Source organism: Nostoc commune NIES-4072, assembly GCF_003113895.1.
Classification (GTDB): domain Bacteria; phylum Cyanobacteriota; class Cyanobacteriia; order Cyanobacteriales; family Nostocaceae; genus Nostoc; species Nostoc commune.
Window position 1 is genome coordinate 5,652,776 of the sequence record NZ_BDUD01000001.1, and the last position, 13,989, is coordinate 5,666,764.

The 13,989-nt window shown below is 40.7% G+C and carries 13 protein-coding genes; 3 read left to right on the forward strand and 10 right to left on the reverse strand.

The features are described 5' to 3' along the window. Positions 1-47 precede the first annotated feature (47 nt). Complete coding sequence (locus tag CDC33_RS25190) at positions 48-431, reverse strand: hypothetical protein (protein WP_109011234.1); 384 nt, start codon at positions 429-431, stop codon at positions 48-50. A gap of 20 nt (positions 432-451) precedes the next feature. Next, positions 452-1,069: a hypothetical protein gene (locus CDC33_RS25195; RefSeq protein WP_109011235.1), complete on the reverse strand. Its 618-nt coding sequence runs from the start codon at positions 1,067-1,069 to the stop codon at positions 452-454. Positions 1,070-1,927: 858 nt separating this feature from the next. Between CDC33_RS25195 and CDC33_RS25200 the strand changes: the two genes are divergently transcribed. Continuing rightward, complete coding sequence (locus CDC33_RS25200; protein WP_109011236.1) at positions 1,928-2,326, forward strand: helix-turn-helix domain-containing protein; 399 nt, start codon at positions 1,928-1,930, stop codon at positions 2,324-2,326. Between the two features lie 74 nt (positions 2,327-2,400). Here the strand turns inward: CDC33_RS25200 and uvrC are convergent, their stop codons facing one another. Beyond that, complete coding sequence (gene uvrC / locus CDC33_RS25205; RefSeq protein ID WP_109011237.1) at positions 2,401-4,278, reverse strand: excinuclease ABC subunit UvrC; 1,878 nt, start codon at positions 4,276-4,278, stop codon at positions 2,401-2,403. Between the two features lie 891 nt (positions 4,279-5,169). Between uvrC and CDC33_RS25210 the strand changes: the two genes are divergently transcribed. Further along, positions 5,170-5,349, forward strand: a complete 180-nt coding sequence (locus CDC33_RS25210; RefSeq protein WP_109011238.1) for a hypothetical protein — start codon at positions 5,170-5,172, stop codon at positions 5,347-5,349. A 21-nt stretch (positions 5,350-5,370) separates the two neighbouring features. Here the strand turns inward: CDC33_RS25210 and CDC33_RS25215 are convergent, their stop codons facing one another. The 7 genes from CDC33_RS25215 to CDC33_RS25245 form a co-directional block, all read right to left on the reverse strand. Further along, on the reverse strand, positions 5,371-5,793 hold the full coding sequence (locus CDC33_RS25215) for a response regulator (RefSeq protein ID WP_109011239.1): 423 nt from the start codon (positions 5,791-5,793) through the stop codon (positions 5,371-5,373). Between the two features lie 486 nt (positions 5,794-6,279). Next, the gene (locus CDC33_RS25220; RefSeq protein WP_244919345.1) at positions 6,280-7,179 is read right to left on the reverse strand and encodes an NF038130 family PEP-CTERM protein; all 900 of its coding nucleotides are present in this window, start codon (positions 7,177-7,179) and stop codon (positions 6,280-6,282) included. Positions 7,180-7,600: 421 nt separating this feature from the next. After that, entirely contained in the window at positions 7,601-8,851 is a 1,251-nt protein-coding gene (locus tag CDC33_RS25225) for an LL-diaminopimelate aminotransferase (protein WP_109012703.1), read from the reverse strand. 135 nt (positions 8,852-8,986) lie between these two features. After that, positions 8,987-9,322 carry a thioredoxin family protein gene (locus tag CDC33_RS25230; RefSeq protein ID WP_109011241.1) on the reverse strand — a complete coding sequence of 112 codons (336 nt, stop codon included), beginning with the start codon at positions 9,320-9,322 and terminating at the stop codon, positions 8,987-8,989. 174 nt (positions 9,323-9,496) lie between these two features. Further along, on the reverse strand, positions 9,497-10,273 hold the full coding sequence (locus CDC33_RS25235; RefSeq protein WP_109011242.1) for a PspA/IM30 family protein: 777 nt from the start codon (positions 10,271-10,273) through the stop codon (positions 9,497-9,499). A gap of 374 nt (positions 10,274-10,647) precedes the next feature. Then, positions 10,648-11,358: a PspA/IM30 family protein gene (locus CDC33_RS25240; RefSeq protein WP_109011243.1), complete on the reverse strand. Its 711-nt coding sequence runs from the start codon at positions 11,356-11,358 to the stop codon at positions 10,648-10,650. A gap of 259 nt (positions 11,359-11,617) precedes the next feature. Next, positions 11,618-12,982 (reverse strand): hypothetical protein, encoded by a 1,365-nt coding sequence (locus tag CDC33_RS25245; protein ID WP_109011244.1) that lies wholly within the window; start codon positions 12,980-12,982, stop codon positions 11,618-11,620. A 197-nt stretch (positions 12,983-13,179) separates the two neighbouring features. On the opposite strand from CDC33_RS25245, the gene CDC33_RS25250 reads away from it, so the two are divergent. Next, entirely contained in the window at positions 13,180-13,719 is a 540-nt protein-coding gene (locus CDC33_RS25250; protein WP_109011245.1) for a DciA family protein, read from the forward strand. Positions 13,720-13,989: the final 270 nt, after the last annotated feature.

Below are 13,989 nucleotides of genomic sequence, written 5' to 3' on the forward strand. Positions count from 1 at the left end.
TTAACCACCCTAGAATGTTTTCTAATTACATCAAGCACTATTAAGAATTAACGAACACCTGCGCTGGTTTCGTGAGCATCAGTATATGCGTTAGTTGTGGTCTTAATAGTACCACCAACGGTAGTGTAATTAGTTTCACTGTATTTACCATACAGTTCAGCACCTGCTGTATGAACGGTAAATTCATCAAAGGAAATTGTTGAAGCACCACCATATCCTTTGCCGGCATCAATATTACCATCGATGTAAGTCTTATCAGCCCAAGAAGTATATTTTTCATCCCGATTTGAATAAGTCTTAGAATCAAGTTTTAAATCGGTATTTGTTACACTATTACTCCATGAATCTTCGTTACGCACAAATGTTTCACCAGCAAAAGCAGGAGTAGCTAATAAGGTAGCAAGAAGAGCCAAACCAAGAACTTTTTTCATGAGTTTATCCTCGTTGTGAATTAGTTGTCTTTTTCAGTCTCATTTTTAGGTAATTCTTGAGACTGGAACCTCGGAAGTTTGTTAGGTTCATTTGTATTAGTTCTGTTTATAGCAACCCCTTTACAGACAGCAGAAATAGTAGGAAAGCTGTCGGGGTTTAGTTGGATACCAGCACCGATTAGTTCAGCACAGGCTCGAGCATTGATAATCTCTACATCATATTGAGTCTTACGAGAAATAGTTTCAGCCATTTGTTTGCAAGTACTCTCTAAGCTTCCACCCAAAGGGAAAACTATAGCAGCATTCACAGCATAAGAGGCATTGTTAGAGAAACTAATCCCGTCATAGGAACTCAAAGCAGTCCCTAATATTAAAGATGGTCGCGGACACACAACATTTATTCCAGCTACTCCTTGAATTTTATAAGTAGCCGATTCACCAAGGTTGTAAACTCCTGTTTGATTAATTGCAGCAGAGTTCCGTTGTTGATTATCAAGAGTCTGCTCTTGATTAGGCTGAGATTGAGAATTAACAGAGTTAGTGACAGATTGTGCCTGGGCTTCGAGATTTATACTAACTACTCCGAGTAGACATAGTAAGGAATGGTTAGTAAATAGTCGTAGAGCTTTTTTAAACATTTGAAGTTTTTTAGATATTGCAAAGGAAGGGTGTTAAGAGTCATGGATTAAGTAACTTGGCAGAATCAAACAAAACTAAGAAAGATAAATTCAATAAAAATTGTCTTTCTTCTTACCTCCTACCTCCTACCTCTTGCTTCCTGCCTTATCCCAACGACAAATTTTTACGCTGGTCTACTTGGTTGACTAATTAGGTGCTTTACCTTATTAAAACAAGTAGTATCTGCCACTTTATTTGTTTTTAAAAGTGTTGATGTTTTTGAACTTTTGCAGTTCGTTATTCATCACAAATCAATATTCTCAAGTTTCCCAAAAAAACGCGAGGGGGGTTTTGTGGGGTTAAATGTAAAACTAGCAAATATTAATAATTATCAAGTAAAAATCAATTTAGATATAAATAGTAATAAGCTAAAAAATTTAATTTTTAAAGCAATAATAATAAAAGTTTAAAGATAAAATAAAGCTTAAATAAAAATTTTGAAAACTTAGCCAAAAGAAGCTACTTTTTTAAAGATCAAATGAACTTTATCATAAATTAGTTCATACCTTGTATCATGACAAATACTTAGATAAACAATATTTCAATCATTTAAAGTTCATAAACTTTATATGACTCCTATTTGGCTTTTGAAAAAACGTCCTACTCCTTTACCTCTCTTCTCTCGTGTTCCCTATCTTCACGAGTAAGTTGATAGATCATCAAATCAGATTGCTATACGAACTATTAAGAATTCAAAATTACTGTACGCCTTGTCGCAGCCTCTAAGGAACTGCCGTGAGAACTCTGGCAACGCAGTAGCTCCCTTTAATTTCCGATAATTAAACATCTACATAAAATTCATCAGATTAGTTTAACCTATGAACATCCAAGAGTTATTAACTATTGCGGATAAAGTGGTATCGAAATCATCTGGCAGACACTTGACTGATTTACAAAGTGATTTGTTAAAAGCATCTTCTGAAAATCAGACATACGAACAGTTTGCCAACGATCGCGGCTACTGCCTCGATTATATAAAGAAGGATGTAGGGTCTACGTTATGGCAATTGCTATCTCAAGCATTAGGAGAGAAAGTTACAAAAAAGAACTTCCGCCAAGCGTTAGAACGATATCAACAGGCTGAAAAATTTGTGAGTTATGACGAAAAAGAAAAACAGCAATATTTTGGCATCTACCTGATGTTTTGGCTTTTTAAGGAAGCACAGAAGAATTCGACAACCTTTGAGAATCGATACTACAGCATAGATGCCGAGTAATACTGCTGTCTTAGAATTCAAAACTTCACTAATTGAAAATTTCAAATACTTATGTCAGATGCTTTTGGGCCATATCAAGAAGGATGAAAATAATCGTAAATTTCTTGAGCCAAACGCGGGCCGATTCCTGGAACCTCAGCAAGTTGTGTGGGTGCAGCTTGCCTAATATAATCGACTGAGCGAAAATGCCCTAGCAGCTGCTTTTGTCGATGATGTCCTAAGCCAGGAATTTCATCTAAACGCGATCGCTTCAATTTATCACTGCGTTGCTGACGATGAAAAGTCACTGCAAATCGGTGCGCTTCATCTCGCAATCGCCGCAACAACTGCACCCCTGCTTGTTCTGAATCAGTTGTTAAGGGTTTAGATTCTCCCGGTAAAAAAATCTCTTCTCGCTGCTTCGCCAGACTCACAACTCGCAAGTCTTCTAATAAATTCATCTCTTGCAAAACGGCAACAACTGATGATAACTGACCTTTACCACCGTCAATCATGATTAAATCAGGCCAATCTGGATTACCCAAACGTGACAACTGTGGATCGTCGCCATATTTACGGAACCGTCGCCCAATAACTTCAGCAAGACTAGCAAAATCATCTGAATGTCCCGCCGTCACCGTGGGATTTTTGATTTTGTAGTGGCGATAATGTTGTTTAGCGGGTAAACCGTCGATAAACACGACTTGCGAAGCTACTGCATTTGACCCTTGAATATGAGAAATATCATAACCTTCGATGCGGTGGGGTACATCGGGTAAATCGAGAATTGCTGCTAAATCTTGCATCGCTTGGTCATTGCGATCGCCTAGTTTTTGCATTCTTTGCAATTCATACTGGGCATTTCGCTCTACCATCTCAATTAATTCTGCCTTAGTTTGCCGCAAAGGAGTCAAAATTGTGACTTTTTTCCCTTTGCGTTGAGTTAAGACATCCGCCAATATCTCGCTATCTGGTAAATCATGCTGTACCAAAATCTCTAAAGGTATTTCCACTGAGTCAGCAGTTTGGTAATGTTCCTCTAAAGCTCGTTGTAAAATAGCTCCTGGTTCTGCATGAGCATCCGCCACAAAGGCCAAGCGTCCTACCAATTGTCCAGCGCGAATCTGGAATAGTTGAATGCAGGCGTATTCTTCGTTGGCTGCCAGTGCGATCGCATCCCGCGAAACTGTATCATCTGGTAAGGAAACTTTTTGATTGGCTGTCAGCGACTTTAACCCAGAAATTTGGTCACGAATCCGCGCTGCTGACTCAAAATTCAAGTTTTCAGCTGCTGCATTCATCTGTTGAGTCAAAATATCAATCAGTTCTTGAGTTCGCCCTTGAAAGACCATCGCTATTTTTTGCACAATTTTGCGATATTCTTCTGGTGAAATCATCTGTTGACAGACACCCGGACAACGCCCTAAATCATAATTTAAGCAAGGACGGTCTTTGAAAAGTGGTTGAGGCCGTTGTCGCTGGGGAAAGATTCGCTTACACAGGCGGACAATTTCTCGTAAAAGACCAGCATCAGTATAAGGCCCGTAAAATTTATCCTTTTCTTTGCCGAATTGACGTTTACGGGTAATAAAAATTCGCGGATAATCTTCTGACCAAGTGATGCAGAGATAGGGATATTTTTTATCATCTTTGAGCAGCACGTTAAAGTATGGCTGGTGCTGCTTGATCAAATTTGCTTCTAGGGCTAAAGCTTCGGCTTCGGTATCAGTGACAATGAATTCAATTTCTGCCACCAACTTCACCATCGTGGCGATGCGTTCACTCTTGTTGTAGCCATCCCGGAAATAGGAACGAACACGCGATCGCAACTTACGTGATTTACCTATATATATAATGCGATCGCTACTGTCCCGCATGAAATAAACCCCCGGTTCCGGTGGAATTTCGGCTAGACGATTTTCCAGTCGTTCTGGCTCTTTAAGCAGTGGTAATATTTGATTAGATATTGTCACAACCAAAATTAGGTAATCTTTCTCTATTTTAAGAAAAATTATTTAGGACTTACGCAAAAATTGCTAAAAAGCTTAATTTCTCGAACCGCCAAGACGCCAAGAGCGCCGAGAATTCGTAGAGTGTGCGTAAGTCCTATTATTTTTTCGTGCCGATTTAAAAAAGTATTTATCAAGTAAATGTAAAGTAGCTAGTACCGCAAGGCGGAAGTCAAAGGTCAAAAGTCAAAAGTCAAAAGGATTATGGAATCAGCTTTTTAGGGATTTTAAATGGTTGCTCTATTTCCGCCGTAGCGTGCTAGGCTTTTAGTCTGCACAAAGAGAAGTATGTAGGCACTTCTGCGTTTTCTTGCAGGGTGGCTTAGTTTCCGAAGATAGCGGGCGCACCATCTCAATTAACATGACTTGGGGCAAAATCCCTTTGTTAAAGGTAGACAACACTACTGATAGTGCTTCATGTCGTTAAATTTGATTACTTGGTTTGTCATCCAAACCCTGTAGACACCCATTAGCGCAGTGGCACGTTAGCCTAGCGGGGCAAAGCCCAGTCCAATTTCGTGTTTTTTTGAAATTCTCAGAATATAAACTTGGCTTTTTGAATTTATAATTAGCATTTTAAAATCAACAGTTATTTATTATTCCAAAATTATTTATTATAAAAACTATTTTTTCTTCATCTTGTTAAAATTATCTTTTTATTATTAAAAGGAATTAAAATTTTTACTATTGCTTATATAAATATTAGGCAAAATTAGACAAAATTTATTCTTAAACAAGATTTTTGGATTTCATTTGAACTGATAATATTAAGCGATTTAACGGATTTAGGAAGTTAAATTTACGAATATCATTAGAAATATAGCCATTACAATCAATTCAGGCAATAGTTAAAGTATGAATCTGCAAGAGTTTGAAGGTCAATACCGGGAAGCTATGGCTGAAACGCTCAATGATCTGCAAACAGCAGCTTTGTTGTTAGCGCAATTACAGCATAAAATTTCAAAAATTGGCAGTTCTGTACAACATATTAGTGAACGAGTTGAAGAGTTTATTGCAGACCAAAAAGCTGAATAAAGGCACGCCCAGTAGAAAAGTTTATTTGTGGCAGCAAGTCAACTCTTCTTCAATCGTAAGTATAAGATCCTTGAGTTTTATAGGTTTGACAAAATAGCTGCGTGCGCCCAAACTTAGAGCTAGTTCTTGATCCGCTTTAAAAGCAAAAGCTGAAACCACAATAATAGGTATTTTTGACAAATCAGGTTTTTCCTGGACTTGTTTTAAAAGTGAATAACCGTCAACATCCGGCAATTTCAAGTCTAATAACATTAAATCTGGCTGAAATTTTTCTATAGTCGAGAAAAAAGTAGAGCCTTCTGATAAGCTTTCGACATCGTACCCACAGTAAATTAGATAGTCACTCAGTAATAATCTATTGAGATAATGGTCTTCAACTAGCAAAATTCGTTTAACTTTCTGTGACTGCAATGGCTGATCTATATTGAATAATTGTGTTGTCATTGCTACCTATTATTTGATTATCTTTAAAACCAAACTATTATTAACATATACGAAAAGCCTAGTGTATTTAAACTGTAAAACCAAGAGAAATTTGATTTATGTAATCTAGTAAAAGATATAAACAAATTAAATTTAGCTACACTCTAATACTTCAAAATTAGTATATCAGATAATAACTTAAGCTTTTGGTTTTTAAATTATAGTTCAGATAAACAGCTACTTTTAAAAATTGGATTATCCAAGCCTTATTAGTAAAACTATTTAAGTAATACTATGCTAATTCATAGCATTAAACAAAATATCTATTACAAATTTATTGGTAGAGGCATATAGCTGTAAACCCTTATAATCGATTAATTTGTGTGCAAATATTTTTATAAACAGTATAACCTAGAAGCTTAAATAAGCTTATAACTTGAAGGAAGTATTCATAAAAAAAGGGAGGTGTTAGCTCCCTTACCTATTTGTAGTTTTGAACCCGCAATCTTAAATAGATGCTTTTTTAAACTTGCGTTGAGTAACAAACACACCAGCAACACCCAACAGACCAAGCATTACGGATGGTTCTGGGACTGCTGCGGGAGGTACACCTTTGATAGTGACTTCATAATTACCACTATGGGATATGTGATCGCTTAGTTCAAGTAAACCAGAGTTGGTAGCTTTAAAGCTATACAAGTAATCAGTTTTGCCGTCATAAGTGTATTTGACAATTTCACTTGCTTGTAATGAAGGTGGAAGTAGCTTAGATAGGTTAGACGGCAATCCTAGAAGGGGTATTATAAGGGGTGTGGCATTTAAGTGACCTGCTAAACCAATACTAATTAAACCACTAGTGTCATCTTGATTGACATAGGAAATATTCGGGTCACTAAAGCGTTGAAATCCCCCATTTGTAAGAAAGCTGTTAAACAAAGTCTGTTGAGTGTAGCCGGACGCAGCGAGTAAAGTACTAATGGTACTATTAGAATTTAGAGCCTGGTTAAACCAGGTGTTAGCTAAGTTATTTAATCCATACGTCGTAGTTGTTTGACCGACTCCAAACCAGTCATCAGAAGTAAGGCTGCTTAGAGTCAGGGTTTTCCCGCCGATTGTACCTGTCAAGGTGGTGTTTTTGGTAAAATCAAAACCAGCTTGTTCACTACTAGCAGCTAGCTCCACATTTCCAGTGGGACTGGCGGCGTTACCACTTAGAACTTTTTGTACATTTTCACTAGTATTTGCTACTGTGAAGGTATTTGTAGCATTGGAATCATAGACTAAATAATCACTGGCTGCTGTTCCACCAATAGTAGCACCGATGAGCGTTCCAGCCTGGGCTGGTACAGTGACAACGCTCACACCAATAGCCATTGAGGCACCAATTAAAAGTTTCTGAAAAGTCATTTTCATTTTTTCAAGTCTCTGTCAGTTTGGAAGTTAAGTTTTAAACTACTGCCGTTTCTAAGCTTGGGCTGTCTTGACTACAGGCTTTTTGGCAATACAACTCTTTAAAAGTGCCACCTGCATTCTTAGAAATTTTTGGTATCTGAGCGTACAAACCAAGTTTAAGAAACGGGGAGACTTGATTGGGTAAAGTTCCTGCTGTTATCAATAAAAAGATGACGAATCTTTTGATGTTATTTTACGTCTTATTACGTAATATGATAATTTTCAATAGTTTAAAAAAAACAACTAAATAATTTCCAATTCAGTATAGTACGGTTATTCGTAAGAACGCAAAAATGTGCGCCACTACCTCTAGGGCGCGTGTTATATTCATAGACTTTGCTACAAAAAATTTTTGGTGTTGAGCTTGAGAAGAAATTCAATAAAGGAACTGGGCAATTCTTTCCACAGCAGTTTCTAACAAAAGTGGCTCATGCACCAAGGCAAAACGGACATATCCTTCTCCAGATTTGCCAAAGCCAGCGCCTGGGGAGACTGCTACACCAGTTTGTTTGACTAGCTGGGTACAAAATTCGATGGAGTTTTGACTCCAGTGTGAGGGCAGTTTTGCCCAGATGTACATTGTGGCCTGGGGAGTGGGAACATTCCAGCCAATGCGGTGTAAAGCAGTGATGAAAGCATCACGGCGCTGCTGGAAGGTAGCAACAGCAGATTTTACCCCAAGTTGAGGGCCAGTTAGAGCTGCGATCGCACCATTCAAAATCCCCCGATACTGATTAAAATCAACGGCAGCTTTTACCTGACGTAAGGCGTTAATTAACTCGGCATTACCGATGGCGTAGCCAATGCGGAAGCCGCCCATATTGTAGGACTTGGAAAGGGTGAAAAATTCAATAGAGACGCTTTTATCTGGATCAGCTTGCAGAATTGAAGAGGCTAGGGATTGGGTATTAAGAATTGGGGATTGGGAAAGATTTTTTCTATTTCTTAATTCCCAGTCCCCAGTCCCCAATCCCCAGTCTCCACTCTCTCCAAATACCAAATCTACGTAGGGGAAATCGTGAACCAGCACAAGATTGTGTTCTTGACAAAAGGCGACAGCTTCTTGGAAGAAAGATAAAGGAGCGATCGCAGCTGTAGGATTGTGAGGATAACTTAATACCATCATCCGCGACTGAGCCAAGACTGGGACAGGAATATCAGCAAACACTGGTAAAAAATCGTTTTCTGCTCGTAGTGGCATCGGGTAGATTTGACCACTGGCTAGGTAGACTCCCCCCGCATGGGAGGGATAACCTGGATCGAGCAATAGGGCAAAATCCCCTGGATTGAGTATTGCTAAGGGTAAATGGGCAGTACCTTCTTGAGAACCAATTAGAGGTAGTACCTCAGTTTGAGGATCGACTTTGATGCCAAATTTTTGTTCGTACCAGTTGGCCGCGGCTTCACGAAACCCAAGAGTTCCGTTAAACAACAGATAGCCGTGGGTACTGCGATCGTGGAGAGATTGGGCGATCGCCTCAATCACATGTGCCTGGGCGGGTAAATCAGAAGACCCCAGTGACAAATCAATTATTTGTTGTCCACCGGCCAAAGCGATCGCCTTGGCTTTGTCCATATCGGCAAATACATTAGATTGCAGGGGTTGTAAACGCTTTGCAAATTGCATGTTAGTCACTTGTCCTTTGTCATTTGTCATTTGTCATTTATCCTTTGTCCTTTGTCAAATGACCAATACAACTTTTGGAGAGGCTACGCCAAGGGCAACGCTCAGTACAAGTGAGCAATGACCAATGACCAATGACTAATTATTATTTAAGTGGGTATCTAAAAGTTCGAGTAATTTATCTTTACCGATGACTCCCTCGGTCGATATCAAAACTTCCTGGCCTTGAAATAGTCTGAGGGCGGGTACACCTTCCACTTGGTACTGCTTAACAGTGAGTGGGTTAGGGTCAATTTCCATTTTAACGACTTTGAGGCGATCGCTATATTTGCTAGCAGCTGAGTTAATCAGGGGGGACATTAATTGACAAGGCCCACACCAGGAAGCCCAAAAGTAAACTAATACAGGCTGTTCAGCTTTTAATACTTCTGTTTCAAACTCAGCATCAGTTATGGTGATTACAGCCTTACTCATTGCAGTCTCCATCAGGTGGCGATCAAAGTTGGCACACACAATACTTTATCCCAAAGTCGTCAATAGTTTATAGTCAATAATTCATAGTTATTTTGACTGTTAACTATTGACTAATGATGTAAAATCCCACAACCAACAGGTGTGGGACTAGCTCAAATAAGTTTTCTGCCAATTTTACAATTGATCCAATTGCTTGCGTAGAGAATCCAACTCGGCATCAACCACTTCATTAGATTTAGGAGCAGTGGTTTCTTGTTGCGGTGGCAGTTGCGCTTGATTTTGTGGAGTAGCGGATGGTAACATTTGCGCTTTTAAAGCTGCCAATTCATCATCAACATCGCTACCACCTTCCAATTGGGCAAATTGGGTTTCTAAATCTGCACCTGCTAACTCTCCTAGTGCCTGGGCCCGGGATTCTTGCATCAAGACTTTTTCTTCCATCCGCTCGAAGGCAGCCATTGCACTGCTGGTATTCATCCCACGCACCATGCCTTGAAGTTGCTCTTGGGCTTTGGCAGTGGTGATCCTAGCTCTAAGCATTTCTTTCTTGGTTTTAGCTTCAGAAATCTTGCTTTCCAGCTGGATTAAGTTGCGTTTGAGGGTTTCAACTTGAGTGCTTTGAGTGTCCAAACTAGCTTTGAGGGCGGCGCTGGTGTCCGTATAAGTCTTTTTGCGCTCTAGAGCTTGCCTAGCTAGGTTCTCATCACCTTTTTGCAGCGCCAGTTGGGCATTGCGTTGCCACTTATTGATTTCATTTTGGGCATCATTATACTGTTTCTCACTGCGTTTTTGGGAGGCGATCGCCTGTGCTACTCCCTGACGCAGCTGCACCAAGTCTTCCTGCATTTCCAGGATGGCTTGTTCTAGCATTTTTTCGGGGTCTTCGGCTTTGTTAACTAGGTCGTTGAGGTTAGAACTAACTACTCGCCTAATGCGATCGAATAATCCCATAACTTTGTTTTTCCTTGTTTGGTTTACGCTTTTTGTTGGACAGTGAGCTTTTTTATTTTTTAATAGCTACCTATTTCAATGTAATCTTTCCGGTTTGAATCAGTATCTTCTAACAACTCTTAATTGTTAAGATATCTCCAAAGAGGGGTAATTAGCAGAACTTCAACCAAGAGGTAGGGGGCAGGGGGCAGGGAGCAGGGGGCAGGGAGCAGGGAAGATACAAAAGAATTGGATTCGCCCTCGCCTGTTCCATTACCTTCCCGCTCTTTACGATAACCATATTTGCTTGAGTGGGAAATTCAGACCCATGTTCTCTCCCTCATTCCACGAAAGTTCTTGATGGGATCATTTCCCCCTGCCCCCTTGCCTGTTTTTCAAGAGTCCTGAGTTTTGGATAACTGCTGTTGGGGAGGCTGTGTGTTTTCTGCCCCGTTTAAGACCTGCACCTTCATCGCTGCCAATTCGGCATCTACATTAGTAGATTCCAAGGAAGTAAATTGTGTTTCCAAGTCGTCGCTACTGAGTTGAGCTATTGCTTCTGATTTAGCTTCTATCTGTAAAACTTTTTCTTCCATGCGCTCAAAGGCATTCAGACTGCTGGTGGCAGAAACTCCGCCGAGCATTTCTTGAAGGCGATAAGACGCTTCGGCAGAACGGGCGCGAGCAATATACATATCTTTTTTTGTTTTCGCCTCGGAAATTTTTAACTCTAGTGATCGCATATCCTTTTTTAGCCTAGCGACTATCTCGTTTTGCTGCTCTATCTGGGAAAACAGGGCTGTAGCGGTTTCTTTATAGGCTTGGCGCTTAGTCAAAGCTTCCCGTGCTAGAGGTTCGCTGCCTTGTTGCAGGGCCATTTGGGCGCGGCGATACCATTCTTCTGTTTGAGACTGAGCGGCGGCGGTCTGCCGTTCGGTGCGTTTTTGGGTAGCGATGGCTTGTGCTACACCCTGCCGCAACCGCACTAGATTTTCCTGCATTTCTAGGACAGTTTGCTCCAGAATCTTTTCTGGTTCTTCTGCACCGCCGATAAAACTATTAAGATTAGCTCGAATCACCCGCAGGATACGCTTGATTAATGCCATGTCGGCTCTCCATTCACGAAACCCGGTAATGATTGCCTAGTTAAAGTCCTGAGTATAATATTTTTTGTCATAGAGTAGTTTTGGAGTGCTGAGTGCCTAGTTAAAGTTTTGAGTATAATATTTTTTGTTTTAGGGGCAGTAAACAAACAATATTTTGTTTCTACCACTTAGCAGAGGCTAAACACCCCACTACTGCTAACAGAACTCAGCACTCATTGACTCAGGACTGTTATCTCATGGTATCGTAGATTTTTGCAACTTATGGCTGCTGAACCCGTGCCGTGATTCCCCTTGCCTGTAACAATTTCAGATGTTGTTCTACTTGCTTTTTAGTCTTAAAAGCACCCAAATAAACTAATTCTTTGTTGGGTGATAAATAAGCATCGGGAATTACTTGCCGTGCTGATGCCAAAGCCCCATCTTTATTATCTATCACTACATGATAGAACCCATCTGTTGCTGGTTTGATTTCAGCATCCAGCTTTGGTAAGGTTGCAATTGGCTTAGGTGAGGTTTTTGCCGTTGAAGTGGGAGGCAAATTCAGGGGAGGCAACGGCTGTACTGTCGGTACTGGTGCTAAAGCGATCGGATTTGTCGATTTTAGGGCTGTGTTAGGTTCAGGCAATGGCGCTTGAGGATTTGCGGGGTTTTGAGGAACGACTGGATTAGGCACTACTGCGAGGGTTGGTTGGACTTTGGGTTTTAAGCCAACTACATCATTGGGGTCTCTCACCTCAGGAAACTCTTGAGCAGCTAGATTTGGATACTTGGGTATAGATGTGCTTGGTGGTTGGATCTGAGGTTGGACATTACTCCCAACTTCCTGAGTATTTTCTGGTGTAGGAGACGAGTTCCCATTAAACAACTTACCTAAATTCCATTCTGGTAAGCTTTTAGGATTGAACACTATATAACCCAAGGTAAGACTCGCTACCAATAGCAGCAACATCGAGCCGATACCCATAGGTGATAGCAGACTATCGCTAGAACTGTTTGGTTTTTTGGTTTCTAGTTGTTCTTCTGTCAGACTTCGCAGCAGTGCTTCACTAGATTCCAAATAGTCATCTGGGTGCTTAGGGGTGTCATCTGGCTGCAAAAGGTTTTCGCTCTTAGTATCTTTAACGATTGCTGGCACTATGCTGCTACTAAAGTTGGGCGGCGGCGGGGGAAGTGGAGTTTGTGTTTTAACATAATCAGAGACGGAGGGCACCTTAAGATTATTTAGTTCCTCAATTTTTGGCATAGCTGACGCTGGGTTTTTTTGAGGATTCACAGCTAGAGAAGATGTCGTTGGTACGTCAATTTTTTCCGTAGCTGGCGCTGAACTTCTCTGAAGATTCACGGGTACGGATGTGGGTGACACGTTAGGTTTAATGACCGTGACTGATGAATGAGTTGTGCCCGATGTTGTAGGGATGGCAGTTAACGGCTGAGATTGACTGCTCATGTAAGTTGCAACACGAGGCTGCTTTGCTGCCACCAAACCAGTTCGCGTGCGTCGGTATCGAGCTAACTCTTGATCTAGCGGCACTTCTAAACTCGCTAGCGCTGCTGCTAGTGCTGGTTTCAACCCAGGTGTTTTAGACGATTGAGTACCGGAATCATTCAGGGGGTTTTGAGTCATGGCCTCTGTGCCTCAAACGTAGATTGCTGGAATTAACTGACATTTAGATATATTTGTGACAATAGTAGCGAAAATTATCTAAATAGATAGATTGGGAATTGGGCATGGGGCATTGGGCATTGGGCATTAGTTATTCTCTCTCCCCCATCTCCCTCATCTCCCTCATCTCCCCGACTCCCCACTCCCCATTTTTAACGATGTCGTTGAAATCAATTAATGATATTTTGGGCGTTCTAGAAAAGCAGGCTAAATGGCAAGAGCAACCATTTCAACGCCTGCTCAAGTTTTGGCCAGAAGTTGTTGGCCCAGTGGTTGCCGCAAATACTCGACCATTGTCGATTCAGCGCGATGTTTTGTCGGTAGCAACTTCTAGTGCTGCTTGGGCGCAAAACCTGACTTTTGGCCGTTCGTCTCTGCTTTTAAAGTTGAATAAAAACCTGGCAACACCTTTGGTTGATATTCGCTTCTCTACTGCTAACTGGCAGAATCCATTGGTGGAGAGAAAACAGCAACAAACGGTTTCGCCCCATGAGCATCCCAGTTATCTTGGTGATGAGATTAGCCGCCCTGATGTAACATCCACTAAGGATGTAAATGCTGCTTTTGGGCATTGGACGAAGATCATGCGATCGCGATCGCATGGCTTACCTCTTTGTCCCCAGTGTCAATCTCCCACCCCACCCGGCGAACTCCAGCGCTGGGAAGTCTGTTCTGTCTGTGCTGCTAAACAGTTTTAAATTGAAAGTAAAATAGTTTAGCGATTATTCTTTGAACAAAATTTATCCTCAAGAAACTTGCTGTTTCACATAAATATAATTTTAATTCTTTAGAAAAAATATTTTTTACTGCTAAAATATGTCTAATGTGGTATAAAAAGCAGACTATTTATCTGAATTTATATGCCTTTAGCTATCCTTAAGGAGGAAGTTAAAAGGCTAAATAAATCAAAAGCTTCAGTTTTAGTCTTGATCCCTAATAAGTTTTAGCCAAAAACCATAGGTAACCAC

Excerpts from the sequence above, each read along its gene's own strand:
- CDC33_RS25220 (WP_244919345.1), bottom strand. The coding sequence starts at position 7,179 with ATGACTTTTCAGAAACTTTTAATTGGTGCCTCAATGGCTATTGGTGTG.
- CDC33_RS25195 (WP_109011235.1), bottom strand. The coding sequence starts at position 1,069 with ATGTTTAAAAAAGCTCTACGACTATTTACTAACCATTCCTTACTATGT.
- CDC33_RS25245 (WP_109011244.1), bottom strand. The coding sequence starts at position 12,982 with ATGACTCAAAACCCCCTGAATGATTCCGGTACTCAATCGTCTAAAACA.
- CDC33_RS25240 (WP_109011243.1), bottom strand. The coding sequence starts at position 11,358 with ATGGCATTAATCAAGCGTATCCTGCGGGTGATTCGAGCTAATCTTAAT.
- CDC33_RS25190 (WP_109011234.1), bottom strand. The coding sequence starts at position 431 with ATGAAAAAAGTTCTTGGTTTGGCTCTTCTTGCTACCTTATTAGCTACT.
- CDC33_RS25235 (WP_109011242.1), bottom strand. The coding sequence starts at position 10,273 with ATGGGATTATTCGATCGCATTAGGCGAGTAGTTAGTTCTAACCTCAAC.
- CDC33_RS25250 (WP_109011245.1), top strand. The coding sequence starts at position 13,180 with ATGTCGTTGAAATCAATTAATGATATTTTGGGCGTTCTAGAAAAGCAG.
- CDC33_RS25200 (WP_109011236.1), top strand. The coding sequence starts at position 1,928 with ATGAACATCCAAGAGTTATTAACTATTGCGGATAAAGTGGTATCGAAA.
- CDC33_RS25210 (WP_109011238.1), top strand. The coding sequence starts at position 5,170 with ATGAATCTGCAAGAGTTTGAAGGTCAATACCGGGAAGCTATGGCTGAA.
- CDC33_RS25230 (WP_109011241.1), bottom strand. The coding sequence starts at position 9,322 with ATGAGTAAGGCTGTAATCACCATAACTGATGCTGAGTTTGAAACAGAA.
- CDC33_RS25215 (WP_109011239.1), bottom strand. The coding sequence starts at position 5,793 with ATGACAACACAATTATTCAATATAGATCAGCCATTGCAGTCACAGAAA.
- CDC33_RS25225 (WP_109012703.1), bottom strand. The coding sequence starts at position 8,851 with ATGCAATTTGCAAAGCGTTTACAACCCCTGCAATCTAATGTATTTGCC.